The following is a 24,507-nucleotide window of genomic DNA, read 5'->3' as shown; positions in this document are numbered from 1 at the left end:
TCCATCGGCTTCTAAAAGAGCCACTGAAAAACGCAGTTTTTTTGTAAGCTAAGGTTTGTCTTATTTACCATCAATATTAATTATCTCAAGCATATTTCGGGTTGGAATCTCTTACATATTGTTTTGCTTTTACCTATTCATTATATAAATCACCATTTATTTTACTTATAAGTGCTATGCTACACACTCTTTAGCTACAAACTTTACTCTCTACATAATCATCTCCTGATCTTAGTACAGCAAACACCACTCTTGCCAACTTATTAGCTATGGCAACTGTCGTTTTATTATGGCTACTTCGCTCAGATAAATTAAACATCCATTTCGTAAATTGGCTAAAATCTTTTTTAGATTTCTGTTCTTCCGATGTAAATCTTATCTTGGCATTTAGTACAGCTCTAGCCCCTTGAATTAATAAAGTGCGTAAGTATACATCACCTCGCTTGCTAATTCCCAGCAGCTTATCCTTCCCACCACTTGAATGTTGTCTTGGCACTAATCCTAGCCATGCCGATAATTGCCTGCCATTCTCAAAACTTGTAGCATTACCTATTGATGCTATTAAAGCAGTAGCAGTAATTAAACCAAGACCAGGTATAGCTCTTAATCGTTGATATTGAGTTAGGTTACTTGCTATCATTGTTAATCGTTTTTCTATCTCTTTTATTTTTCTGTTATTATCTAAGAATTCTTCTTTTAGTTCACTAAATGTTTGATAACTTAACTGGCTTAATTTCCCTGCATCTAAAATCTCAATTAATTTTGTGATAACCTTATTAATGCCTTGAGGAACAATAAAACCAAACTCATGTAGTAGCCCCCTAATTTCATTAGCAAGTGCTGTACGATTTTTTACCAATCTCTCTCTTACCCTATGTATTGATAAAATTTCTTGTTGCTCTATAGTTTTAATTGCAACAAATCTCATATTAGGTCTTGTCACGGCTTCACATATCGCTTCAGCATCTGCTTGATCATTTTTATTAGTTTTAACATATGGTTTGACAAATTGCGGTGCCATTAGTTTTACTTCATGCCCTAATTTAGTTATTTCTCTTGCCCAATAACTAGAACCACCACAAGCTTCCATCCCTACTAAACATTGTGGTAAATTAGCCATAAATGTCAAAACCTGATCTCTCATCAATTTTTTCTTTAATACTGTCTTGCCATTTTTATCTACACCATGAATTTGAAAAATTCTTTTTGCAATATCTATACCAATTGTAGTAACCTCCATATGGACCTCCTTAATTGTTGTTTTAATATGTTAAATATTAACCCTAGAAGATTAGCAACTGCTTTTCATTCTCTATATCAGGAGGTCCATACCATTAGTCCATTATATTCATATATTTTACAAAAATTATCTACTAAATAATATATAGTTATGATACATCTTTTCATGTTGAGTTACTGATCTTTTATTAAAAAAATCTATCATAACTCAACATTAATCTCCTTTAAACCCTTTATCTATAAGCTTTCTATCTATCCCTTATCCTAAATTAGCGTTTTCAGTCCACTAATCCTGGATTATTTTTAATTCAGGACATCTTACCAGATTATCACCACTCTTTCTCTACAAATCTTATTTATGCAACAAAGCCATACCTCGTAGCTCTGCTGCGAGGAGCATCATTTAAATATAGATATATCATGGCTCATTTAACGATAGATGAAAGATTTAAAATATACGAAATGAATAAGAGTGGTTATAGCTCGCGATATATAGGGACAAAGATTGGCCGTGATAAAAGCACTATATGTTATGAACTCAAGAGAATGAGGCATAATTATAGACCAGATAGGGCTAACACACTTGCTTGCAGTTTAAGGCAAGGTAAGAGAAAAAGAAAATTAGATATTGATAATAATTTACGAGCAGAAATAATAAAGCAGTTAACACAGGGTATTTCACCAGATATAATTTCAGGTAGACGTAAACTATCACGAGATACTGTCAATATTTCTACAGAGAGTATATACCAGTTTATTTATACATCTCCTATAGCACAAAGGCAAAAATTATATTTATCTTTAGCAAGAAAAAGGAAAAATAGGTTGCATCATGGTACAAGAATCAGAAACAAAAGAATTACAATACCAAATCGAGTTTCCATTACTGAAAGACCAGAGATAAATAGAAAGATAGCAGCAATAGGTCATTTAGAAGGTGATTTAACTTTTAACAAAGGTAATCAAAGTCGTAATATAGGCGCTCTTGTGGATATCAGAACACAAAAAGTGTTTCTCACTTTAAACCGTTCAAAAAGAACACAAGATGTGATTGGTAACATGAATAAAAAACTTAAACAATTGTCGCATATAATCAAAAGCATAACGTTAGATAATGGCAAAGAATTTACCAATCATGAACAACTATTGCCAAAATCTGAACGAAAAGTATATTTTTGCAATCCTTATTCTCCATGGCAAAAACCATTGATAGAGAAGATTAACTCAATGGTGCACAGAGTATACTCTAAATCTTTAGATATAAAAAAATTAACAATAAAGCAATTACAAGAAATTGAGGATTTTTTAAATAATTTACCAAGAAAAGTGCTCGGTTATAAAACACCCAATGAGGTATGGGAAGAAAATATAAATCTGGCTTAATTAATACTGGAATTTACCCCTTATATGCGAAGGGTATGAGTGTGTCTGATATTAAAACACAATTGCAAGAATTATATGGAGCTGAGATCAGTGAGAGCCTAATCAGCAGGATTACAGATGAAGTAATAGATGAGGTCAAGATTTGGCAGAGTAGACCTCTTGAATCAGTATACCCTATAGTATATTTTGACTGTTTAGTAGTGAAAGTAAGACAAGATAAACTTATTATTAATAAATCAGTATAGCTAACACGGAAAGGTTTTTACCATAGTTTTTGTATTTACTCACATATTCACCAGATCTAAATCCTATTAAACATTGCTGGACTAACTTTAAAAACTGTTTACGTAAAATTATTGATCAATGCCTAAGTTTTTCCTAATCTGTGGTAGAAACATTTCCGTGTTAGCTATATATGTAGCTTTAGGAATAGATTTATCTGGCAGAAAGGATATTTTAGGCTTATGGATAAGTGAGAATGAAGGAGCTAAATTTTGGCTTGGTAATTTTACTGAAATGAAGAATCGAGGAGTAAAAGATATCTTCAGGAGTTTCGCACTTAGCAAAAAGTATGTTAATCTAGAGAAAAATAGTTTTAGATAAAAATGACAAGAACAAAATGTAGCAAGGACTTATATAAATCATTTTTACAAGCAAGTAGTGTCAGATATACTAGCAAGGCATTATCTGAAGTGAGTCCAGTAGATCTATCTCACGATAGTGCAAGTCGATGGTTAAAGAGTAAGGATTTTCGTCCTAGCGAAATCTATAAGGAAGTGTCAAAATATATAGATTGGGAAGCACCGTGTTTATTAGTGGGGGATGACACCTTATTATCAAAGCAATACAGTCAGAAGATTGAGCTTGTACGTTATCAATATTCTGGAGCTGTACATGATGTTATACCTGGTATAGGAATGGTAAACTTACTACATTACAATACTAAAATTGCTCAATCTACTCCCGTAGATTATAGAATATATGATAAAGACACTGATGGTAAAACAAAGAATGAGCATTTTTGTGATATGCTTACTTTAGCTAAAGAAAGAGGTCTCAATCCTGATGCCATAGTCATGGATGCTTGGTATAGCGGGTTGGAGAATTTAAAACATATACGTAATTTAGGCTGGCTATGGGTTACCACCCTAAGGAAAAATAGAAAAGTTAATCATAATGTTAGCTTGGAAAGTTTAGAGATACCCGATGAGGGGCTAAAAATTCACCTACGTGGATACGGTTGGGTTACGGTATTTAAGTTTGTGGCAAAGAATGGTCGCATTGATTACATAACAACGAACTTGGAAAATCCCACACGTGAGCAAATAGAGAAAATTGTTAAGGCACGTTGGTCTATAGAGGTTTATCATCGAGAATTAAAACAAACTTGTGGTATTGAACGCTGTCAGGCACGCACGGGCCGAGCTCAAAGAAATCATATTTGCCTTGCAGTATTTGCCTGGCTTGATATGAATAAAAGGAGGATAAATGAAAACATTACTTTATATCAACAAACTTGGGAAGTTATAAAAACATCAATTCAAAACAATATCAGATGGCTTTTAACTGATTCGCAACTTTGCTAAGTGCGAAACTCCTGATCTTAATTGCTTGTAGTGATAATCTAACTGGTATGTCTGATGCTATTGCATCAGTATATCCGAAAACTGAACATCAAATTTGTATTGTCCATCAGATCAGGAATAGCCTCAAATATGTATCATATAAAGATAGAAAGCAATTAGCAGCGGATTTGAAACTAATCTATACTTCTGCTACTGAAAAAGAAGCAGAATTAGCTCTTGAGTCATTTGATCAAAAATGGAGTAAGCAATATCCGCATATAGCTAAATCTTGGTATAATAATTGGGATAATTTGATAATTTTCTTGCAATATCCAAAGGAGATTCGTAAGATTATTTACACTACAAATGCGATAGAATCGCTGAATAGCCAATTGAGAAAAGTTACTAAGAATAAACGCATCTTTCCAAATGATGACGCAGTATTTAAAGTTTTATATCTGACAATTGATTATATTACCAAAAAATGGTCTATGCCTATCCCCAATTGGAATGAAGCTATGGCTCATTTTATGATCAAATTTGATGGTAGAATTTAATGGTTCACGAAATTTACACAATTGATGAGACAGAGCCTAAATTATCAATATTCTGGGGCTGTACATGATGTTATACCTGGTATAGGAATGGTAAACTTACTGGCTTTGTTGCATAAATAAGCTTTTGAATATACTGCCCCTAACCCCGCAATGCTAGCCTAGCCAACAGGCACAGAGATAGGTTTACCAATTTCAAACATTTTGTTTAATAAGTGGCATTTAATAGACATTTCTTTTGTCATATTTTGATCATGTCTTGATAGAAACTTACTACCAAAAGAAGTTTTAAATCGAAAGAACGTGTTCTCTACACGCTCCCTTCTACCATAATTATTCTTTACCCTCCATGCTTGGTATCCTTTGTTTTGTTGATATATAACAGCTGCATCTCTCTCAGTTTTATCCCTAAGCGATTGAACTTTTACTGAAGAGTTTGGGGGTCTAATAACTGGTTTTATCTTCTTCTTTCTCAACAATTGATATGTAGATTCACCGTCATACCCTCGATCTCCCAGAAAATCCTTGGCTCTGACATTAGCTATTAGTAGTCCAATCTGTGATCTATCATCTATAGTATGCTCTGTGGTACTATCGGCAAGTATCATACCTTGATCTTCTATAACGATATGTAGCTTTTTCCATATGCGACGCTTATATTGCTTACCATGCTTATTTTCTAGCCATTCGTTCCCTGTGTAGGCTTGTATCCCTGTACTATCCATTGAAATACAACTAAATTCTTTATCTTGATTTCCATGTAAATACCTAAGATCTAATGACTTCATACGCTTACTTAATGTTGTATAGTCTGGACATCTAATAGATAAACCCGATATTTCAAAGAGCCAGTTTATAAAGCCTTGGGTTTGGCGTAACTTAAGACCGAATAAGCATCTGATCTTCAAACACTGTAATATAGCGTGATCACTATAGCGTCTAGGTCTTCCTCGTTTCATTTCCTCTCTGTAATCAGCATACCAGCCAATCGCCAAATCACTGGCAATCATAAAATCTATGCGACCCCTATTGCGTAAAAAATTATTATATTCTGACCAATTCGTTATTTTATATTTAGAATACTTGCGTGATTTACTAAAAGGGGCTTTCTTCCGAGATCTCATATAATCTGGATTATTTTTAATTCAGGACATCTTACCAGATTATCACCACTCTTGCTCTACAAATCTTATTTATGCAACAAAGCCAGTCAGAATGGATTAATTAAGGAATTAACCAAGGGTATTTTAGAGCGAGCACTGCATGCTGAGATGTCAGAACATTTAGGTTATAGCAAGTATGATAGAGCTGAAACTGAGAATGCGAGGAATGGTAGTTTTAGTAAGAATCTGATTAGTGAGAATGGTACTATAGAGATAAATGTTCCAAGAGACAGACAAGGTAAATTTGAACCTATAATAGTCTCAAAGAAACAAACAAGAATAGATGGCTTAGACCAAAAGATAATATCCTTATATGCGAAGGGTATGAGTGTGTCTGATATTAAAACACAATTGCAAGAATTATATGGAGCTGAGATCAGTGAGAGCCTAATCAGCAGGATTACAGATGAAGTAATAGATGAGGTCAAGATTTGGCAGAGTAGACCTCTTGAGTCAGTATACCCTATAGTATATTTTGACTGTTTAGTAGTGAAAGTAAGACAAGCTAAACTTATTATTAATAAATCAGTATATGTAGCTTTAGGAATAGATTTATCTGGCAGAAAGGATATTTTAGGCTTATGGATAAGTGAGAATGAAGGAGCTAAATTTTGGCTTGGTAATTTTACTGAAATGAAGAATCGAGGAGTAAAAGATATCTTAATTGCTTGTAGTGATAATCTAACTGGTATGTCTGATGCTATTGCATCAGTATATCCGAAAACTGAACATCAAATTTGTATTGTCCATCAGATCAGGAATAGCCTCAAATATGTATCATATAAAGATAGAAAGCAATTAGCAGCGGATTTGAAACTAATCTATACTTCTGCTACTGAAAAAGAAGCAGAATTAGCTCTTGAGTCATTTGATCAAAAATGGAGTAAGCAATATCCGCATATAGCTAAATCTTGGTATAATAATTGGGATAATTTGATAATTTTCTTGCAATATCCAAAGGAGATTCGTAAGATTATTTACACTACAAATGCGATAGAATCGCTGAATAGCCAATTGAGAAAAGTTACTAAGAATAAACGCATCTTTCCAAATGATGACGCAGTATTTAAAGTTTTATATCTGACAATTGATTATATTACCAAAAAATGGTCTATGCCTATCCCCAATTGGAATGAAGCTATGGCTCATTTTATGATCAAATTTGATGGTAGAATTTAATGGTTCACGAAATTTACACAATTGATGAGACAGAGCCAAAGATTTAGAGTATACTCTGTGCACCATTGAGTTAATCTTCTCTATCAATGGTTTTTGCCATGGAGAATAAGGATTGCAAAAATATACTTTTCGTTCAGATTTTGGCAATAGTTGTTCATGATTGGTAAATTCTTTGCCATTATCTAACGTTATGCTTTTGATTATATGCGACAATTGTTTAAGTTTTTTATTCATGTTACCAATCACATCTTGTGTTCTTTTTGAACGGTTTAAAGTGAGAAACACTTTTTGTGTTCTGATTCCACAAGAGCGCCTATATTACGACTTTGATTACCTTTGTTAAAAGTTAAATCACCTTCTAAATGACCTATTGCTGCTATCTTTCTATTTATCTCTGGTCTTTCAGTAATGGAAACTCGATTTGGTATTGTAATTCTTTTGTTTCTGATTCTTGTACCATGATGCAACCTATTTTTCCTTTTTCTTGCTAAAGATAAATATAATTTTTGCCTTTGTGCTATAGGAGATGTATAAATAAACTGGTATATACTCTCTGTAGAAATATTGACAGTATCTCGTGATAGTTTACGTCTACCTGAAATTATATCTGGTGAAATACCCTGTGTTAACTGCTTTATTATTTCTGCTCGTAAATTATTATCAATATCTAATTTTCTTTTTCTCTTACCTTGCCTTAAACTGCAAGCAAGTGTGTTAGCCCTATCTGGTCTATAATTATGCCTCATTCTCTTGAGTTCATAACATATAGTGCTTTTATCACGGCCAATCTTTGTCCCTATATATCGCGAGCTATAACCACTCTTATTCATTTCGTATATTTTAAATCTTTCATCTATCGTTAAATGAGCCATGATATATCTATATTTAAATGATGCTCCTCGCAGCAGAGCTACGAGGTATCTAAAAAAGTTTTAGTTGTTTCTTATGATATCACGAAGCAGAGCTTCGGGGAATTAAACCCTGAGAGATTAAAAATTGATTATATCTGGCTTAATTAATTATAGAACTTTCCTATATTTTTAATTACTTCTAATATAGGCTCAACAAAAATTTACACAATCATTGCAAAAGACTCGTAGCTTTAGGAATAGATTTATCTGGCAGAAAGGATATTTTAGGCTTATGGATAAGTGAGCATGAAGGAGCTAAATTTTGGCTTGGTAATTTTACTGAAATGAAGAATCGAGGAGTAAAAGATATCTTAATTGCTTGTAGTGATAATCTAACTGGTATGTCTGATGCTATTGCATCAGTATATCCGAAAACTGAACATCAAATTTGTATTGTCCATCAGATCAGGAATAGCCTCAAATATGTATCATATAAAGATAGAAAGCAATTAGCAGCGGATTTGAAACTAATCTATACTTCTGCTACTGAAAAAGAAGCAGAATTAGCTCTTGAGTCATTTGATCAAAAATGGAGTAAGCAATATCCGCATATAGCTAAATCTTGGTATAATAATTGGGATAATTTGATAATTTTCTTGCAATATCCAAAGGAGATTCGTAAGATTATTTACACTACAAATGCGATAGAATCGCTGAATAGCCAATTGAGAAAAGTTACTAAGAATAAACGCATCTTTCCAAATGATGACGCAGTATTTAAGGTTTTATATCTGACAATTGATTATATTACCAAAAAATGGTCTATGCCTATCCCCAATTGGAATGAAGCTATGGCTCATTTTATGATCAAATTTGATGGTAGAATTTAATGGTTCACGAAATTTACACAATTGATGAGACAGAGCCTGAAAACTAGCTATAGCTAAGGCATTTATGCCGTAATCTTAAGCCCTGCATTTACAATGCAGGGTGATTAACTAAGCAATCTTGATATAGTACTTGCAGATACTTTTTGACTCCAGTTCTTAGCTAGCTCCATGGTGGTTTTATCAAAATTAAGTTCTATAAATTTTTTAAATCCCTCTATGTCTCTTATTATTCTACGATGTCCTGTATGATAACCACTTTTTGCTTTGACATCGCCAGTTTGTTTCTTTAATTTTTTCCACTCTATTATAGTCTTCCTACTAATAGAGTATATCTCTGCAGTCTCTTTTATTGTTTTACCATCTGTTAAACTTTTTATTACTCGTATTCTTAAATCGTATGAATATGCCTTTGCCATAAGTTTTTCATTTAGTATAATCCAACTCATACTATAAGTCACTACCTTATCGCATTAAGCTATATCACTAAATCTCGTATAAAACTTGATGCTTTAGCTCCAGAACAACTTCTCTTATCCTAAATTGGCGTTACAAAGGCATTGTCGCCAATTTTTGAAATTCACCGAGTATAAGGATTCTTGGTTTTTACGTAGATGAATCTAATAGGAACGCCTGGCATATCGAAAGCTTCACGCATATTATTCACCAAATATCTTGTGTAGCTATCGGTAATTTTGTCTGGATTATTGGAGAATAGTTTGAATGTAGGTGGTCTAGTTTTTGTTTGAGTCATATATTTTACACGCACTCGCTTACCTCCTTTCTGCAGAGGCAACGGATGTGCTTCAGTAGTAAAATTAAGCCACTCATTTAATTTGCTGGTAGTTATTTTTTTATTCCAAGTTTTATAAATCTTAATACAGCTATCCAATACATCGGCTATATTTTGTTTATTTTTTGCTGAGATAAATAAGGCAGGAACACTTTTAATCTGCGGCAGGTGATTATTTATCTGATAATAAAACTCTTCTTTAAATGCTTCTTTCTCTGATTCTTTAATTAGATCCCATTTATTGACTACTATAACGATGCTTCGCCCTTCATTTGCTACATGGCTTGCAATGTTTAAATCCTGCTGTTTCAAAGGCGATAAAGCATCAATCATTACAATTACAGTATTAGCAAATTTGATGCTATTAATAGCATCTGATGCTGATAATTTTTCTAAAGATTCTGTAATAGTGGCTTTTTTACGAAGCCCTGCCGTATCAATCAGTTTGATATGATTACCTTTATATTGCCAATCAATTTCAATCGATTCACGAGTAATTCCTGCTTCCGGTCCGGTTAGTAATCTTTCATCGTTAATTAAAGCATTTATGAAAGTAGATTTACCAGCATTAGGTCTACCGCTTACAACTATTTGCAGACAATCCCCTCTAATTGGGTCATGTATTTCTGCTTCTTCTGAATTTTCTTCGGGCAGTTTGGCAATAATTTCATCATATAAATCAATCATTCCTGTGCCATGCTCGGCAGAGATAGCAACCATACTATCAAACCCGAGCTTGTAATATTCCTTATCGAAATCAAAAGCCTTTTCGCATTTGTTAATTACCAAGACCGCCGGCTTATTATATTTTCTAACAAAATCGCTAAGTAATTTATCGTCAGGTAATATTCCGCTTCTACTATCTACCATAAAGCAAATCAAATCTGCTTCATTTATCGCTTTAGTAGTCTGCTCCATTAGCCTTTTACCAAAGCTATCAGGATTTTCTTCAAGCCCTGGCGTATCAATAAGCGAAAACTCAAACGAGCCAATTCTGCCATCCGTATATTTCCTATCTCTAGTAACACCGGGTAGATCATGAACAATAGCTTTTTTACGTGTACTTAAGCGATTAAACAACGTTGATTTACCAACATTTGGACGCCCTACTAAGGCAATAATTTTTTTAGTCATTATGTTTATACAATACAAATATGAAAAGCAGACGAACTGAAGTTTTGACAAAAATTCTAATTTTTCTGACTAAAGTAAAAATTTATATTTAAAGTTAAATATTTAGTGCTTTTATCAGCTTAAAAGCGATATTTCTACAATTTAAAGTAAATTATTTGATATATAATACAAATTATAGATTGATACACTCGCCACTTTTTTTAATCTCTCAGGGTTTAATTCCCCGAAGCTCTGCTTCGTGATATCATAAGAAACAACTAAAACTTTTTTAGATACCTCGTAGCTCTGCTGCGAGGAGCATCATTAAATGTAAGATCAAATGTCAACTAATACAGGTAACATTATTTTTATATATGCTTTCTTATGCATATCTTCGAAAAACTTCTGAGCTTTTTGAGAAATCTTTTTATTTGTTAGAAAATTTACCACATAATTATTTTCGTCTTCGCTAATGTTTAAGATTTTTTTAGTACATACCTGCACTATCTCAAACTCATTATATTTTTCAAAAACATTACTTGTTTGATTAGGGTTCAAGTCTTTTACTATAGTTTGCTTGGCTTCTTCTATTTTACTAAGCTTATCAGTAATTACTGTCATTGTTGCGAAATTCTCATAAAGAGATTTCTTAACATCTGAACAGTTCTTTAACTTACTTTTTAAATTATTCATCTGTGCAAAAGTTTTATCACTCTTATCTTTAGAAGTAAAAATCTGCATTGACACTTCCACTTCTTTTTGATCGCTAGATAAAATTGCTACATCTATTTCTTTATTACTTACTTGTACTGACCGTGATAAACCTGATAGAACATTCATCTTAATTAGTTCAGACTTAATTTGGGAAATAAAGCTATCAGGATTAACCGATCTACTTTTTAAGTATTGAAGAAGAGAGCCATGAGGCATTTTATTACGATCTTCAATAGAGTTGATAGCGTTATCTATTTCTTCTTGTGAAATTTCTTTATCACCATAATATTGGAAAAGTAAAGATTCATCAATCAAGCTTTTTATAGCTATATCACTTAACTGCTTATTCTGAGCAGGTGTTACCTCCTCAACATCATTTAATGCCATGATCATTTTTTTTCTGGCACGAAACTCATTAAGAGTAATCGGTTCATTATTTACAAGTGCCACTATATTTGATGTTTCAGCAACCGCACTACATGTAAAAAAAACAGTAATTATTAGTAATAATTTTTTCATATTTAACTCTGTAATATTATGTAATATTAATACAATTTAGTAGACGAAGTTTTATTTGGAAAAGAGCAAGGCGTCCCCCAGCTGATAACCGGAGCGTACATATTAGTACGTGAGGATTATCAGCAAAAGACTTTATCGCCAATTTTTCAAATAAAACGAGTATACTACATATTCAGGACTCTTAAACCCACAGAAATAGTAAGCGAGGATTTAGTTTTTTTAATTCCTCTACTTTCATCGGATAAATAATCAGAATAAATCTTAGCTGCGATTCTAACACAATCTTTAGCGTATGTCACTCTAATAGTTCTAGTCAATAAATCTGCTGAGCCTTTTGAAAGATCAATACGTCCACCAATTCCAACAGACCAATTATCTGTCAATTGGTAATTGACATTTCCGTAAAATTGTCTTGCTCGATTACTTGAAAGCTGCATCTCTTCTGCTCTATAATACTTTTTAAGATTTGTAAGCTGAATAAGACTCCCGGTTAAACTGATTCTACCATAATATAAATTAGCTCCTACCTCATCACGTATAGGCTTAAAATATCTATTTTTTCGGAAATCATAAAATAAGTCTAGATTATTAGAAATATTTCCTGAGATTTTACCAACATTTTCAGTATCACTTGCTTTTTGATATACACTATATCTAGTATTAAGAGACTGTCCTAAAAATAATCTCAGATAATTTTCTTCTTTAGCAAAGCTAGTGTTCACACCATAATTTAATCTATTACCAAAATCATGGCAATCAATACCGCTATAACGATTAGATAAGAAGAGGTTTTTTCCTGATAGCTCATATTTCATAGGATCAATTATAACAAACTTCATATCTTTACTGGATAATTTACGCCCTATAGTAAAAGAAACTATCGGCTCAATAAGTACATTTATTGTTTTTGTTATAGCACCTGTGAATGGATAACGCCATAAAGTGTGAAATTCCGGTATATTACGTTGAAGCGATTTAGCTGATCTTGTTCTCTCAAAATAAGCCTGTTTTGCTATATAAAAATCTCCTCTATCCCGAGCAACAAACTCAAAAATTTGTCCCGAAGAAGTTATAAGATTATGAATATAGGATAATTGTAGAGAAGTTCTAGTAAGCTGCTTTCCTATCCTTTCTTTATACATTAAAGTGTTATTTTCGATAACGATATGCCTACTTTCGTCATCATTTAGACTTATTACATTTTTTGTAGTGATTTTTGGTAATACTAGTGGATAGTTAGATCTGCTATCATTACTACCTAACCCTTGCGAAGTTAAAGCTTCTATCTGAAAATAATCCGCCTTATGAATTTTATTTAAAAATACCCTAGAAGTTAGGTATGAAGCATAGTTATTATAATAATTTTTTAAATAAGCTTTATCAGACGTACGCTCTGCTTTAAAACCATAATTATAAACTTTATCACTACTATAAAAATTACCATTTACAATATAATGATAGGCAGAGATTTTTTTATCCTTTATTTTATCTCCATTTTTTTCTAGAAGATAAGGTAGTCTACCATAACTACCATCAAAACTTATATTATCGGTATTATTTGGTCTATAACGCCCTTCTAGCTCAAAAATTGGGTCTTTATTAAAAACTCTTGGAGTTAATGTAAAATCCATATTAGGTTTTGCACGCAAATATAGAGGCACTCCAAATCTTCCATTCTTCACATCAGGCACTAGTAGCCCTGAGGAAGCAGGAGCTGACGGAGTTGGATGGAAAAAATATGGTAAGTAAAAAACTGGTATACCATATACCTCGAAAAATACATTCTTATAAACTATTTTATGCTCTGCAGAATGAATATCAGTATTTTTAGCAGAAATTTGCCAGAGGGGATTTCCACTACAAGTAACTTCGCAGGGAGTAAACTTAGCATAATGAAGCCGTATATTATTTTCATCTATTCTTTCAGCGAGCTTAGCAACTAAAAGGCTGTTGTTATTAAAAAGCATAATAAATTTAGACACTACACCTTGTTTAAATTCATTTTTTAAGATTGCCTTATCACCTAATGTAATTCTATTGTCTTTATCTTTAACTCTTACATTACCTTCTACCCATAAAATATCATTATTTACGTCATAAAGTAAATTATCTGCTGTTAGTAAATGCTCATCCGTAAGAATTTTTAAATTACCTTTAGCATATATTAAACCCTCATTTTCATTATATTCTACAAAATCAGCAATTAAATTATTAATTTTAACGCCGCTGCTTTTTGTCAAGCTATTTGCGAAACTAAACAAAGGAGATATTACGATAATAAATAGAAATATTACCCGTAGCATTTATCATTAACCAAATATTTAAATAGTAGGAAATAATAGCAAGCTATTATTAATATAGCAAATAATAAAAATTTTGCTTGCTCTTTTGAGTATTGGAGGGTTATTCTTGGGATGATAAACGTCACTGCGGGGAGCGAAGCTTTGCTGCAATCTTTTATAAACCTCCCGAGATTGCTTCGTCGAAACTTGCAGTTTCTTCTCGCAATGACGGATAGCACCTACCCCTAGCCAAAAACCAAATATTAATAAAATGCTAGATAATTTTACTTCCAGTCAAACTACTAAAGAATTTTCCGTTAGTGAAATTTCTAACAAAATTAAAGAATTATTAGAAAATAATGTCGGTTATATTAAAGTAAAAGGCGAGATTTCTGGCTTAAAAATAGCTAGTTCAGGACATGCTTATTTTAACTTAAAAGAAAACACTGCAATTTTAGCTTGTACTTGCTGGCGTCCTATTCTTGCTAAAATCAAGTTTCCGTTAAATGACGGGATGGAAGTAGTAATTAGCGGCAAGCTTTCGAGTTATGCGGGGAATTCACGTTATCAGCTATCAGTCGAGAATTTACAGCCCGCAGGGCTCGGAGCTATGATACAAATTCTAAACGAACGTAAAGCACGTTTAGAAAAAGAGGGATTATTTAACAAAATACGTAAACCTATACCATTTTTACCTAATAAAATAGGCGTTATAACTTCAATCACTGGTGCTGTTATACAAGATATTATTCACCGAATCCGTGAACGTTTTCCAACTCATGTAATAATATGGCCCGTTAGTGTACAAGGTGAGAATTCTGGTAATGAGATTGCTGAAGCCATAGATGGTTTTAACAAGCTAGAAGAAGCAAATAAGCTGGACGTTATAATAGTTGCAAGAGGCGGTGGTTCTATCGAAGACCTTTGGTCGTTTAATGATGAAGTACTAGTGCGTGCTACTTACAACTCAAGAATCCCTATTATCTCAGCTGTAGGTCATGAGGTGGATTATACTTTAATAGATTTAGCAGCCGATAAAAGAGCCCCTACTCCAACTGCTGCCGCTGAATTTGCTGTACCTGTGCGGTCTATTTTAAATAGCACCCTGCAATCTTATGAAAAAGTATTAGTAACTAATACCAAGCAGTTAGTTAAAAATCATGAACAAGCTATTACAAATTATGATAAAATAAATAGGTGTCTTGCCCATTATATGAATCATAAACAACAATTACTCGATGAAACGGGCTTTAACCTATTAGACTCCTTACCATGCCTAATTAGTCTAAAAGAAACAAAGCTTAAATCATTTTCAAAAGAAAGAATCCATCCTCATAAAATCATTACTTATAAGACACTCGAATTAACACATAAAGCCGCTTATATCATAAAATCGGCAAATAATACTTTGAAAAATTTTGAGTATAAATTAGAATTAAATAGTCTGTTACTATTAAGCTTAGACTATCATAATGTACTAAAACGTGGCTTTGCTATAGTTAAAGGGGAATCAGGTCATTTTGTATCTTCTAAAACTACTACTGAAAAAGTGTTAAATATACAATTTTTTGATGGGAATATTAAAGCAGTTCGTGATTAATTTTATTTTAAGGTGTGTGAAGAAATGAAAATTTTCAAACTTTTTATTTTTATACTAATTATTTTAAAAAGTTTTTATTCCTTAAGCAATTCAATATCTAAACAAGAAGCAGCTTTAGAATGCGAAAACTTACCTGATAAAAAAACTTTAACCACTGCTTGGTATATAAATGAACCTTATCAATATTGGATGGTTACTTCAAATGGTAGTGCTAATGTTTCTGGTATGGATATTGAAATGATGCTCCTCGCAGCAGAGCTACGAGGTATCTAAAAAAGTTTTAGTTGTTTCTTATGATATCACGAAGCAGAGCTTCGGGGAATTAAACCCTGAGAGATTAATTAATGCTCTTGCTGCAAAAATAGGTATTAATATCGAGTATCACCAAGATAATTGGTATCAAGATCAGTTAGATATTCAAAGCGGTGCTGCTGACATGACTGCAGGTGCTACTTATACTGATGAGAGAAATAATTACGCTTATTTTTCAAAGCCATATCGCATGGAAGAATTCTCTTTATTTATTATCAAACAATTAGCTAAAAAACTAAGTTTTCAAAATAGTGATGAATTAATGGCACAAATACGCTTATTTAATCTTCAGATTGGAATAGTAAAAGGTACGATATATGGAGAACAAAAATTCACAGATTTTTTATTTGACGATAAAAACCAAGATATAATTAAAATATATCAAAATAATGTAGAATTAATAAATGGGATGGTAAAAAAAGAGATTGATGGTTTTATTAGCGATAAAATAGTCGGTTCAGTGAATATTTTAAGCAAACCTACAGATAGAAAAATAGTAGAAGTTCCTTTAAATATTAAAACCCCGTTACATTTGATGTTCAGTAAAAAAACCGTATCTTTAAATGTAGTTGAACAATTTAATTTTGCTATAGATGATTTTCTTGCAAGTAGCGAATATAAAAAAATTGTTAAAACTTACATTTATCATATTTTGCTCCCGAAATCTATCGACTCACATTGGTGTCATATAATAGGATTACTTGGTAGCCTTGCTTTTGCTTTTTCTGGAATTATTCTAGGTATAAAAAATAATAGCACCTTATTCGGTACATTTTTATTGGCAATATTGCCATCTGTTAGCAGCTGTATAATGCTTGATTTAATAATAAATCACGATACAGGACATTTGAATCTATATTTCACCCCATCTTACTTTTATTATATATTTACAGTAGTACTGCTTAGCTTTATCGCTGTTAAATTATTTAGTTATTATAATAAACAAATTACCGAAGATAGTTATTTAGAAAATTCTTTAAACAATACAATCGCAGTTTGTGATGCATTCGGGCAAGCAGCTTTTATAATTATCGGTGTTGCAATGGTTATTATTAAAAAAATTGAACCTCTAAATTTTTGGGGTCCACTATTTGCATTTCTTACTTCTAACGGCGGAATTATAATTAGAGATTTTATTCTTGGAGAAAATTCTGTAAAAAGAGTACCAAAAGGTCTTAGTATTGAAATAACACTAATATGGGCTTTAGTCTTTAGTATATTGTTAGATATGTATGGTGCTAATCCAAATTACGATACGATAAAATATTCTATGATTATAATAATTATCAGTGCCTTTGTTACTCATCTTTTACTTTATCATTTTGGTTTTCGTGAGTGGCGATTCCGCAATAAGGGAGTAACAACTAACGAAGCAGAAAGTGGTGCAGAAAAATAAAATAGACTTCTTACATAACTTATTTTATAAAGAAAACTAGGTTCTGCACGAGAGGGTTAATGAAGATTGCTACTTGGAATATTAATTCCATAAAAATGCGAATTAATATATTGCGTGATTTTTTAGCAAATGAAAATCCTGATATTTTATTATTACAAGAATTAAAATGCGAGAGTGATAAATTCCCTTTCGAGGAGTTATCTGATCTACCTTATAATTTTTATGTTCATGGGCAGAAATCGTATAATGGTGTTGCTATTCTTTCAAAATTTCCTGCCGATGAAATAGTTAAGGATTTTCCAAATAATCACTGTTCTGATCAAGCAAGATTTATAGAAGCAAAAATATCATTACCTATCGGATTTTGTAATATTATTTCTTTATATGCTCCTAACGGTTCAATGGTGGGTAGTGATAAATTTACGGCAAAACTAGCATTTTATGATAGTTTTTTTAATTATCTATCAAGCAAAAAATCTTTTGATGAAAAAACCATTATAGGGGGTGATTTTAATATTGCACCTTTTGATATTGATGTATATTCACCTACAGCCCTTGCAAATACTACCTGCTTTACGGAAATTGAACAAAAGAAAATGCGAACTATTTTAAATTCTGGATTTGAAGATTGCTATAGGTTTTTGTATCCCAAAAAACAAGAATTTTCATGGTGGGACTATAGAGCTGGATGTTTTGAACAGAATAAAGGTATGAGAATAGATATGATCCTTGGTAGCAATAATAGCATTGACTATCTGGAAAATTGCTATATGGATTATAATTTAAGAACTAAGGAAAAACCCTCCGATCATATACCGGTAATTGCTAATTTTAAAAATCCATAATTGTTACCTGATGGCAAAGCGTGACTCAAGCCACCATTTGTCATCCCGTGGACAAGCCACGGGATGACACCATGCGTGTTTTTCGATCCACACAACAATGCCTATAAAAAACTAACTATAACTTAAATATGCTTCCATCAATTGCTAAACATGCAGCAAGTCATCAAATCCATCCTCTCAAAAAGCATGGTCAGAACTTCATTTTTGATAGTAGCTTATGTGATAAGATCGTGCGAGCTAGTGGACTTGAAGAAAATAGTAATGTTCTAGAAATAGGTCCTGGTACAGGCGGACTTACTAGATCGATATTACATAAAAATCCAAAACTTTTAACAGTTATTGAAACAGATGAAAGATGCATCCCTTTACTTAATGAGATTAAGCAATATCACCCTAATCTAAATATAATCAAACAGGACGCTCTTAAACTTAAATTAAGCGATTTAAATACTAACAAAATAACTATCATTTCTAATCTACCTTATCATATAGGAACTGAACTAGTAATTAGGGGGTTGAAAGAAGCAAGCCTTGTTACTAGCATGACATTGATGCTACAAAAAGAAGTAGTGGAGCGGATTTGTGCTAAACCCTCGACCAAAGCATATGGCAGGTTATCGGTAATATGCAGCTTAATTGCAACAGTAGAAAAATGCTTTGATGTAGCACCTACAGCTTTTTACCCGCCCCCTAAAGTATATTCAGCAATAGTTAAACTGAATCCTTTAGAAAATATTCTCAATAGTGATTTAATAAGTAAAGTTGAATTAATAACTAGAATGGCTTTTGCAGGACGCCGAAAAATGATTAAATCATCACTAAAAAACCTTGCCCCTAACATATCTGAACTTTTAACTAAGCTAGATATAAGCGATAATTGCCGAGCAGAAAACCTTACCCCTAACGATTATTTATCCTTGGCTAGTTTGATATAATTAAGCCTCATATGTCATTCCTGCATATGCGGGAACCCACAAATAAAAAGTACAAATACAATAAGTTCTTAAAACGCCAATTTAGGATAAGAGAAGTTGTTCTGGAGCTAAAGCATCAAGTTTTATACGAGATTTAGTGATAGCATAAGAAGTAACACAAGCTAGAATATGCACCAAGAAAATGATGCTCCTCGCAGCAGAGCTACGAGGTATCTAGTCCGTCCGCCAAAACTCTACAAGCCTTATAGATAATATGGTTTTAAGACAAGAAGTAATACAACAATCCGTAAGAAAATGATAAAATATGGTCATAAACCTTATGGATTTCAGTCAATGCCAATAGACAACATTATCAAATCGCAAGAACAAGGGAAACTGTTTGGTTATAAATTAAAAGAAGAATTAAACCCAAATAATAAGCTATATAAATTAAGAGAATTAATAAATTGGTCTAGGCTCGAAGAGTGGTTATCAAAAAATGTTTGTATTAAGAAATTTGGTAGAAATAGAAAATGTCATAGAGTGATGCTTGGCATAACGATGCTACAAGCAATGTATAATTTTTCAGATTCATTATCAGAGGAAGAGCTAAAAGAGAATATGTATTGGCAGTATTTCTGCGGGTGGGAATATATAGAAAAAGACATAGCTATCTCGGAAACTAGTATACGACGGTTTCGTAGTGTATTAGGTGAAGCTGGATATAATGAGATATTATCGGAGTTGATCAGGGTTGGGATAAAAACTAACACAATTAAAAAAAAAGATTTGGAATTAATCATCGCTGATACGACTGTACAAATTAAGAATATCAAACACCCACACGATGTTTATTTAATGGATAAAGCTAGGCTTAGCATAGTAAAGCTTTGCAACAGTTTGGGTATACATTTGAATGAAACATACGCTAGAACCTATAAACGCGATATAGTAAAGCTATGGAAATATAAAGAACATAGTAAAGCCAAGAAGCGTTGGAAAATAATGAAGCATTTAAAAATATTACTGGGTCGTTTGATTAGAGTATGTGAGCGTGAGATCAAAAATAAGCAATTAAACTTGTCTCTCAAAAATCAAGAAGTATTGCAAAAAATAAAACAAATACATAACCAATCTGTTTTAAAAAGAGAAGCTAAAAAGCAATATAAAGAAGATAACAAAGTATTATATAGTTTTCATGCCCCTGAAGTAGAGTGTATAGGAAAGGGAAAACGCAACAAGCCATATGAGTTTGGCAATAAAGTAGCGGTAGTAGTAAGTGGTCGTAGAAATTTTGTTTTATCCGCAAAATCGTTTCATAATAATCCTTATGATGGTCATACATTGCATCAGAGCTTTGAAGCAGTAGAGAGTGTCACTGGAATCAAGATAAAGAAATCATTTGTTGATCTTGGGTATAGTGGTAGCAATGTAAAGGAGAAGAGTAAGGTATATACCCCAAAAACGCGGAAGAAGTTGTTACAAGAGGACAAGTCTATGATCAAGAGACGCAGTGCCATAGAACCAATAATAGGTCACTTAAAGCAATATGGTCGGATGGGTAGAAACTTCTTGAAAGGTATGATAGGAGATATTATCAATCCAATAATCTCTGCTATTGGTTTGAATTTACGATGCATTGCAAATCATTTACAAATCGTGTCTAACTCCACATAAATCAAAAATATCATCATGCAAAAACTAGATGAACGATAAAAAATCGTTAACAATAGCTCCATATCAAAATTAGACCAACACAGAAATGTATCAGTAAAAATTAACATAACTTATTAATTTTTATTGAAAATCTTAGCAATTTGTTGTCAAAACTCTATCCCATTACAAATGATCAGGATTTGAAGTGTTTTTGGCGGATAGACTATAGTCCGTCCGCCAAAACTCTAAAAGCCTTATAGGCAATAGGGTTTTAAGGCAAAAATGCATAGTAAAATCCATAAGAAAATGAAAGGTTTTATATCAAAAGCTTATGGAAATACAAAAAAATGACAATAAAAAAATGAATGCATTTTGGGAAATAGTGTGGTTTTTAATACAAAAATTTAAAATCAGCCCTCAAAATTAGAGTAATTTGCTCTAAAATCGCACTATTTTTGGAAATTAGTGACACAAGTGATATTTTTTAGAGTTTTGGCGGAGGGACTATCTATCCAAAAAGCTTTAACTGTTTTTGTTGAAATGCTTTATAAGAAGGTTTGCCTGAACCTCGATTCTGTACATAATTACGTAATTTCTGCGCATCACCATGTTTACCTACCGTGCTCATAAAATATCCTTTACTCCAAAACTCACTTCCCCATAATTTTTCTTTAAGATTTGGATATTTCTCAAACATTTTCTTAGAAGTAATACTTTGTATGATTTGAGTTATTTTTGTTGGGCTATACATTGGTATTGACTGTAATAAAAAATGTACGTGATCTTTATCTACTCCTATTTCTAAAAATCTAATTTCATAACGATCTTCTATGTGCTCACAAATTTTACACAAATAATCATCTAGTTCTTGATTGAATATTACTCTTCTATACTTTGCCGGCGTTACTAAATGATATATTAGTACTGTGACATTATGACTCTTATGTATATAACTGCTTTCTTCCATTCAAGTAGTATATCACGAAGCAGAGCTTCGGGGAATTAAACCCTGAGAGATTAAACAAGTATACTTATCTATACTCATAATCTTTGTGGAGCTTGTTAGCTAGTGCCTGCTCCCAGCGATCACCGTTTTGCAGTAATCTTTCTTTATCATAAATAAGAGCTGTATGGGTTAGGCTTGCAAACTCGAAATTTGGTCCTTCAACTATCGCATCAACAGGGCAAGCTTCTTGGCATAGCCCGCAATAAATACATTTCGTCATATCTATATCATAACGGGTGGTACGTCTACTACCATCTTCCCGCTCATCTGCTTCAATGACTATTGCCTGTGCCGGACAGATAGCCTCGCAAAGCTTGCAGGCAATACAACGCTCTTCACCATTTTCATAACGACGTAAAGCATGCTCACCCTTAAACCTTGGGCTAACTGGGCTTTTCTCATAAGGATAATTGATGGTGACTTTAGCTTTGAAGAAATATCTTAAAGTCAAAGCCAGACCTCTTATTATCTCATATAGAAAAAATGATTTTAGATAATTTATCATATTTTATTTTTCAAGCTTGAATCGATAGTGTTAAGTAGCTCTTTTATTAGAGGAACATAATTTCTTATCCTTTTATAGATCTCATCAGCAAGTTTTTCATCATAAGTGTGCGAGGTCATATTACGATCAGCAAGCATATAAATCCATAAATCTTCATCATTTATAATACCAACCGCAAATGCTTCTTTCAGAACTTCCTTAGGATAGTTAAGTATTATCCCTTTCCCTGCAAAATACTCTTTTAAAAATTTCCAAGCAAGTGCAAACGTAAATTCAAATCTTTGTATTGTTGCGTCAATATATGCTCGATCATCTGTTATTGGTTTTAAGTAGATGGCCTCAAGACTCGCAAAAGCTTTACGAAAATTTTCAAACTTAATGTTTATCTTTGACATATATGACTTTTTTGTTCTTCAAGATATTTGTACAAAACTCATAATTTATTTTATTAGGCTCAAATCTAATATAATCTATCTTCAAACTGCAGTTTTGACAAAATCCTTTCCATAAGGAGAAATGTATTCCAATTTTTTTATACTTTTTTAGTAATAACAAAATTTATTTATTCTATTTGGGTACATAATGTATCAAAAACTGTAGCAATTTTGTCTAATATTGCTGGTTTATACTCACTAATATATTGGGTAATTCTAGCTTTTTATTAAATGAGGTTTTGGTAATTTGATTACTTCCATCAAAACTTGATTTTATTGTAATTTCCAACTTACCCTGTTTATTACTTTTGCGTATTACTGGTGCAAATGGTTTGACCTGATGATTATTTCTAATATTTCTATGATCTGGTATCCCTCTGGATATAGACTTTTCTAATATTTCTTCAAGGGAAATTTGTGGCATAGATCTATAAACTTCACTTGGAGACAACATATTGCTATTGATTTTTTTATCCCATGCCCTTACTTTCCTTGCCTTAACTGAAGATTGTGCATGATACAATATGTTGTACGCTAGCATTACGAATAACATATAATCCTTGTATCTTAGTATTGTCTTTAGTAAACAACTATAAGATACTTAAGGGCACTTAAGTAAGAAGACTAATATGCCGTATTAAATCTTAGGGCTATGTAACCCTGTAGTTGAGATCAAACAATTAGTCTTCACATACTCATTAAAGATCGGACGGTATTCTTAGGTCTTGAAATTAATCAATGAACCTGTATTTACAAGGTTGATCTTTGGGTATTCTACTTATTATTAACATAGAAGGTCAAATATGAGTAGCATTATTTTGGGTATAGATATTTCTAAAGCAACATTTGACGTAGCTTTATTAAATGATAATAAAATCAAAACCAAAAAGTTTAATAATACTGCAAAAGGCTTTGCTGCACTAAAACAATGGTTAGAAAAAAAGGGAATAGATACTGCTCACGCTTGTATGGAATCAACAGGTGGTTACGAAGTTAGGTTAGCTCAATATCTTTATGATAATACATTTAAAGTTAGTGTCGTAAATCCAGCTCGCATCAAGGGCTTTGCAATGAGCAAGCTTTCAAGAGTTAAAACTGACAAATCTGATTGTGAATTGATAGCTTCTTTTTGCAAGGCTATGCAACCTGATCTTTGGCAACCAACCCCTATACATATTAAAGAATTACAACAATGGGTAAGACGCTTGGATAGTTTGATTGCTAATAAAAATCAAGAAAATAATAGATTGAGCGGAGCAAGTAAAGCAGTTGCCATTAACATTATGATTCATATTGAATTTCTGGATAAGCAAATTAAGGAAGTAGAAGAACTTATCTCTAATCATATTAAAGGACACAAAGACTTACATGATAAAAGTAAACTTCTTGATTCAATCCCTGGTATAGGAGAAAAAACAATAGGAGTGATACTTGCTTTTCTTGTTGTAGAAAATTTTAATTCTGCAAAACAACTAGCTGCGTTTGTTGGTCTTAACCCAAAGCCAAAACAATCAGGCACTTCTGTCCATGGAATAGGAAAAATATCAAAAACAGGAGATGCTAATTTACGTAAAGCTTTTTATATGCCTGCCATAGT

At 32.5% G+C, this 24,507-nt stretch carries 21 protein-coding genes and 4 pseudogenes; 14 read left to right on the top strand and 11 right to left on the bottom strand.

Translation table 11 applies throughout. From position 1 onward, the window contains the following. Positions 1–190 precede the first annotated feature (190 nt). Positions 191–1,240, bottom strand: a complete 1,050-nt coding sequence (locus tag AAHI98_RS03195) for an IS110 family RNA-guided transposase (protein ID WP_342224642.1) — start codon at positions 1,238–1,240, stop codon at positions 191–193. 419 nt (positions 1,241–1,659) lie between these two features. Between AAHI98_RS03195 and AAHI98_RS03190 the strand changes: the two genes are divergently transcribed. The 5 genes and pseudogenes from AAHI98_RS03190 to AAHI98_RS03170 form a co-directional block, all read left to right on the top strand. Then, entirely contained in the window at positions 1,660–2,622 is a 963-nt protein-coding gene (locus tag AAHI98_RS03190) for an IS30 family transposase (protein WP_342224646.1), read from the top strand. An 11-nt stretch (positions 2,623–2,633) separates the two neighbouring features. Next, positions 2,634–2,864: pseudogene (locus AAHI98_RS03185) on the top strand (transposase); the annotation flags it as partial. A gap of 121 nt (positions 2,865–2,985) precedes the next feature. Continuing rightward, complete coding sequence (locus AAHI98_RS18080; protein ID WP_410526195.1) at positions 2,986–3,225, top strand: transposase; 240 nt, start codon at positions 2,986–2,988, stop codon at positions 3,223–3,225. Positions 3,226–3,227: 2 nt separating this feature from the next. Beyond that, positions 3,228–4,208, top strand: coding sequence for an IS701 family transposase (locus tag AAHI98_RS03175; protein ID WP_342224659.1), 981 nt, complete (start codon positions 3,228–3,230; stop codon positions 4,206–4,208). Between the two features lie 14 nt (positions 4,209–4,222). Beyond that, positions 4,223–4,744, top strand: a pseudogene (locus tag AAHI98_RS03170) (IS256 family transposase); the annotation flags it as partial. Between the two features lie 158 nt (positions 4,745–4,902). On the opposite strand, the gene AAHI98_RS03165 reads toward AAHI98_RS03170, so the two are convergent. Further along, a complete protein-coding gene (locus AAHI98_RS03165; protein WP_342224734.1) occupies positions 4,903–5,865 on the bottom strand; it encodes an IS5 family transposase in 963 nt (320 codons plus the stop codon). A 51-nt stretch (positions 5,866–5,916) separates the two neighbouring features. Here AAHI98_RS03165 and AAHI98_RS03160 point away from each other — a divergent pair, with 51 nt between their 5' ends. Further along, positions 5,917–7,083, top strand: coding sequence for an IS256 family transposase (locus AAHI98_RS03160; protein WP_342225035.1), 1,167 nt, complete (start codon positions 5,917–5,919; stop codon positions 7,081–7,083). A 36-nt stretch (positions 7,084–7,119) separates the two neighbouring features. On the opposite strand, the pseudogene AAHI98_RS03150 reads toward AAHI98_RS03160, so the two are convergent. After that, a pseudogene (locus tag AAHI98_RS03150) lies at positions 7,120–7,955 on the bottom strand (IS30 family transposase); the annotation flags it as partial. Positions 7,956–8,179: 224 nt separating this feature from the next. Here AAHI98_RS03150 and AAHI98_RS03145 point away from each other — a divergent pair. Further along, a pseudogene (locus AAHI98_RS03145) lies at positions 8,180–8,824 on the top strand (IS256 family transposase); the annotation flags it as partial. Between the two features lie 104 nt (positions 8,825–8,928). On the opposite strand, the gene AAHI98_RS03140 reads toward AAHI98_RS03145, so the two are convergent. The 4 genes from AAHI98_RS03140 to AAHI98_RS03125 form a co-directional block, all read right to left on the bottom strand. After that, complete coding sequence (locus AAHI98_RS03140; RefSeq protein ID WP_342225032.1) at positions 8,929–9,270, bottom strand: IS630 transposase-related protein; 342 nt, start codon at positions 9,268–9,270, stop codon at positions 8,929–8,931. Positions 9,271–9,401: 131 nt separating this feature from the next. Then, positions 9,402–10,748 (bottom strand): ribosome biogenesis GTPase Der, encoded by a 1,347-nt coding sequence (gene der, locus AAHI98_RS03135; RefSeq protein WP_342225031.1) that lies wholly within the window; start codon positions 10,746–10,748, stop codon positions 9,402–9,404. Positions 10,749–11,063: 315 nt separating this feature from the next. After that, positions 11,064–11,960 carry a SurA N-terminal domain-containing protein gene (locus AAHI98_RS03130; RefSeq protein ID WP_342225030.1) on the bottom strand — a complete coding sequence of 299 codons (897 nt, stop codon included), beginning with the start codon at positions 11,958–11,960 and terminating at the stop codon, positions 11,064–11,066. Positions 11,961–12,124: 164 nt separating this feature from the next. Then, positions 12,125–14,263, bottom strand: coding sequence for an LPS-assembly protein LptD (locus AAHI98_RS03125; protein ID WP_342225029.1), 2,139 nt, complete (start codon positions 14,261–14,263; stop codon positions 12,125–12,127). 250 nt (positions 14,264–14,513) lie between these two features. On the opposite strand from AAHI98_RS03125, the gene xseA reads away from it, so the two are divergent. The 6 genes from xseA to AAHI98_RS03095 all read left to right on the top strand — a co-directional run bounded on the left by xseA (position 14,514) and on the right by AAHI98_RS03095 (position 20,986). After that, positions 14,514–15,842: an exodeoxyribonuclease VII large subunit gene (xseA, locus tag AAHI98_RS03120; RefSeq protein WP_342225028.1), complete on the top strand. Its 1,329-nt coding sequence runs from the start codon at positions 14,514–14,516 to the stop codon at positions 15,840–15,842. A 24-nt stretch (positions 15,843–15,866) separates the two neighbouring features. Then, positions 15,867–16,115, top strand: coding sequence for a hypothetical protein (locus AAHI98_RS03115; RefSeq protein ID WP_342225027.1), 249 nt, complete (start codon positions 15,867–15,869; stop codon positions 16,113–16,115). 25 nt (positions 16,116–16,140) lie between these two features. Then, positions 16,141–17,550 carry a transporter substrate-binding domain-containing protein gene (locus AAHI98_RS03110; RefSeq protein ID WP_342225358.1) on the top strand — a complete coding sequence of 470 codons (1,410 nt, stop codon included), beginning with the start codon at positions 16,141–16,143 and terminating at the stop codon, positions 17,548–17,550. A gap of 59 nt (positions 17,551–17,609) precedes the next feature. Next, complete coding sequence (xth, locus tag AAHI98_RS03105) at positions 17,610–18,395, top strand: exodeoxyribonuclease III (RefSeq protein ID WP_342225026.1); 786 nt, start codon at positions 17,610–17,612, stop codon at positions 18,393–18,395. Between the two features lie 128 nt (positions 18,396–18,523). Beyond that, the gene (gene rsmA, locus AAHI98_RS03100; RefSeq protein ID WP_342225025.1) at positions 18,524–19,330 is read left to right on the top strand and encodes a 16S rRNA (adenine(1518)-N(6)/adenine(1519)-N(6))-dimethyltransferase RsmA; all 807 of its coding nucleotides are present in this window, start codon (positions 18,524–18,526) and stop codon (positions 19,328–19,330) included. A 294-nt stretch (positions 19,331–19,624) separates the two neighbouring features. Beyond that, positions 19,625–20,986 (top strand): IS5 family transposase, encoded by a 1,362-nt coding sequence (locus tag AAHI98_RS03095; RefSeq protein ID WP_342224717.1) that lies wholly within the window; start codon positions 19,625–19,627, stop codon positions 20,984–20,986. Positions 20,987–21,473: 487 nt separating this feature from the next. On the opposite strand, the gene tnpA is transcribed toward AAHI98_RS03095, so the two are convergent. From tnpA to AAHI98_RS03075, 4 genes are all read right to left on the bottom strand, one after another. Then, positions 21,474–21,932: an IS200/IS605 family transposase gene (gene tnpA, locus AAHI98_RS03090; protein ID WP_342225024.1), complete on the bottom strand. Its 459-nt coding sequence runs from the start codon at positions 21,930–21,932 to the stop codon at positions 21,474–21,476. 64 nt (positions 21,933–21,996) lie between these two features. Beyond that, positions 21,997–22,476 carry an NADH-quinone oxidoreductase subunit NuoI gene (gene nuoI, locus AAHI98_RS03085; protein ID WP_342225023.1) on the bottom strand — a complete coding sequence of 160 codons (480 nt, stop codon included), beginning with the start codon at positions 22,474–22,476 and terminating at the stop codon, positions 21,997–21,999. Then, positions 22,473–22,871 carry an HI0074 family nucleotidyltransferase substrate-binding subunit gene (locus tag AAHI98_RS03080; protein ID WP_342225022.1) on the bottom strand — a complete coding sequence of 133 codons (399 nt, stop codon included), beginning with the start codon at positions 22,869–22,871 and terminating at the stop codon, positions 22,473–22,475. The genes nuoI and AAHI98_RS03080 overlap by 4 nt, the downstream gene beginning before the upstream one ends. 214 nt (positions 22,872–23,085) lie before the next feature. Then, positions 23,086–23,433 carry a hypothetical protein gene (locus AAHI98_RS03075; RefSeq protein WP_342225021.1) on the bottom strand — a complete coding sequence of 116 codons (348 nt, stop codon included), beginning with the start codon at positions 23,431–23,433 and terminating at the stop codon, positions 23,086–23,088. A gap of 280 nt (positions 23,434–23,713) precedes the next feature. Between AAHI98_RS03075 and AAHI98_RS03070 the strand changes: the two genes are divergently transcribed. After that, positions 23,714–24,507 (top strand): transposase (locus tag AAHI98_RS03070; protein ID WP_342225020.1); only part of this gene is annotated, 794 nt, incomplete at its 3' end.

Origin of the sequence: Rickettsia endosymbiont of Urophora cardui (genome assembly GCF_964030725.1) — a bacterium.
GTDB lineage: Bacteria > Pseudomonadota > Alphaproteobacteria > Rickettsiales > Rickettsiaceae > Rickettsia.
The sequence above is the reverse complement of the archived record's forward strand: the minus strand, read 5'-3'. Positions and strand labels throughout refer to the sequence as shown.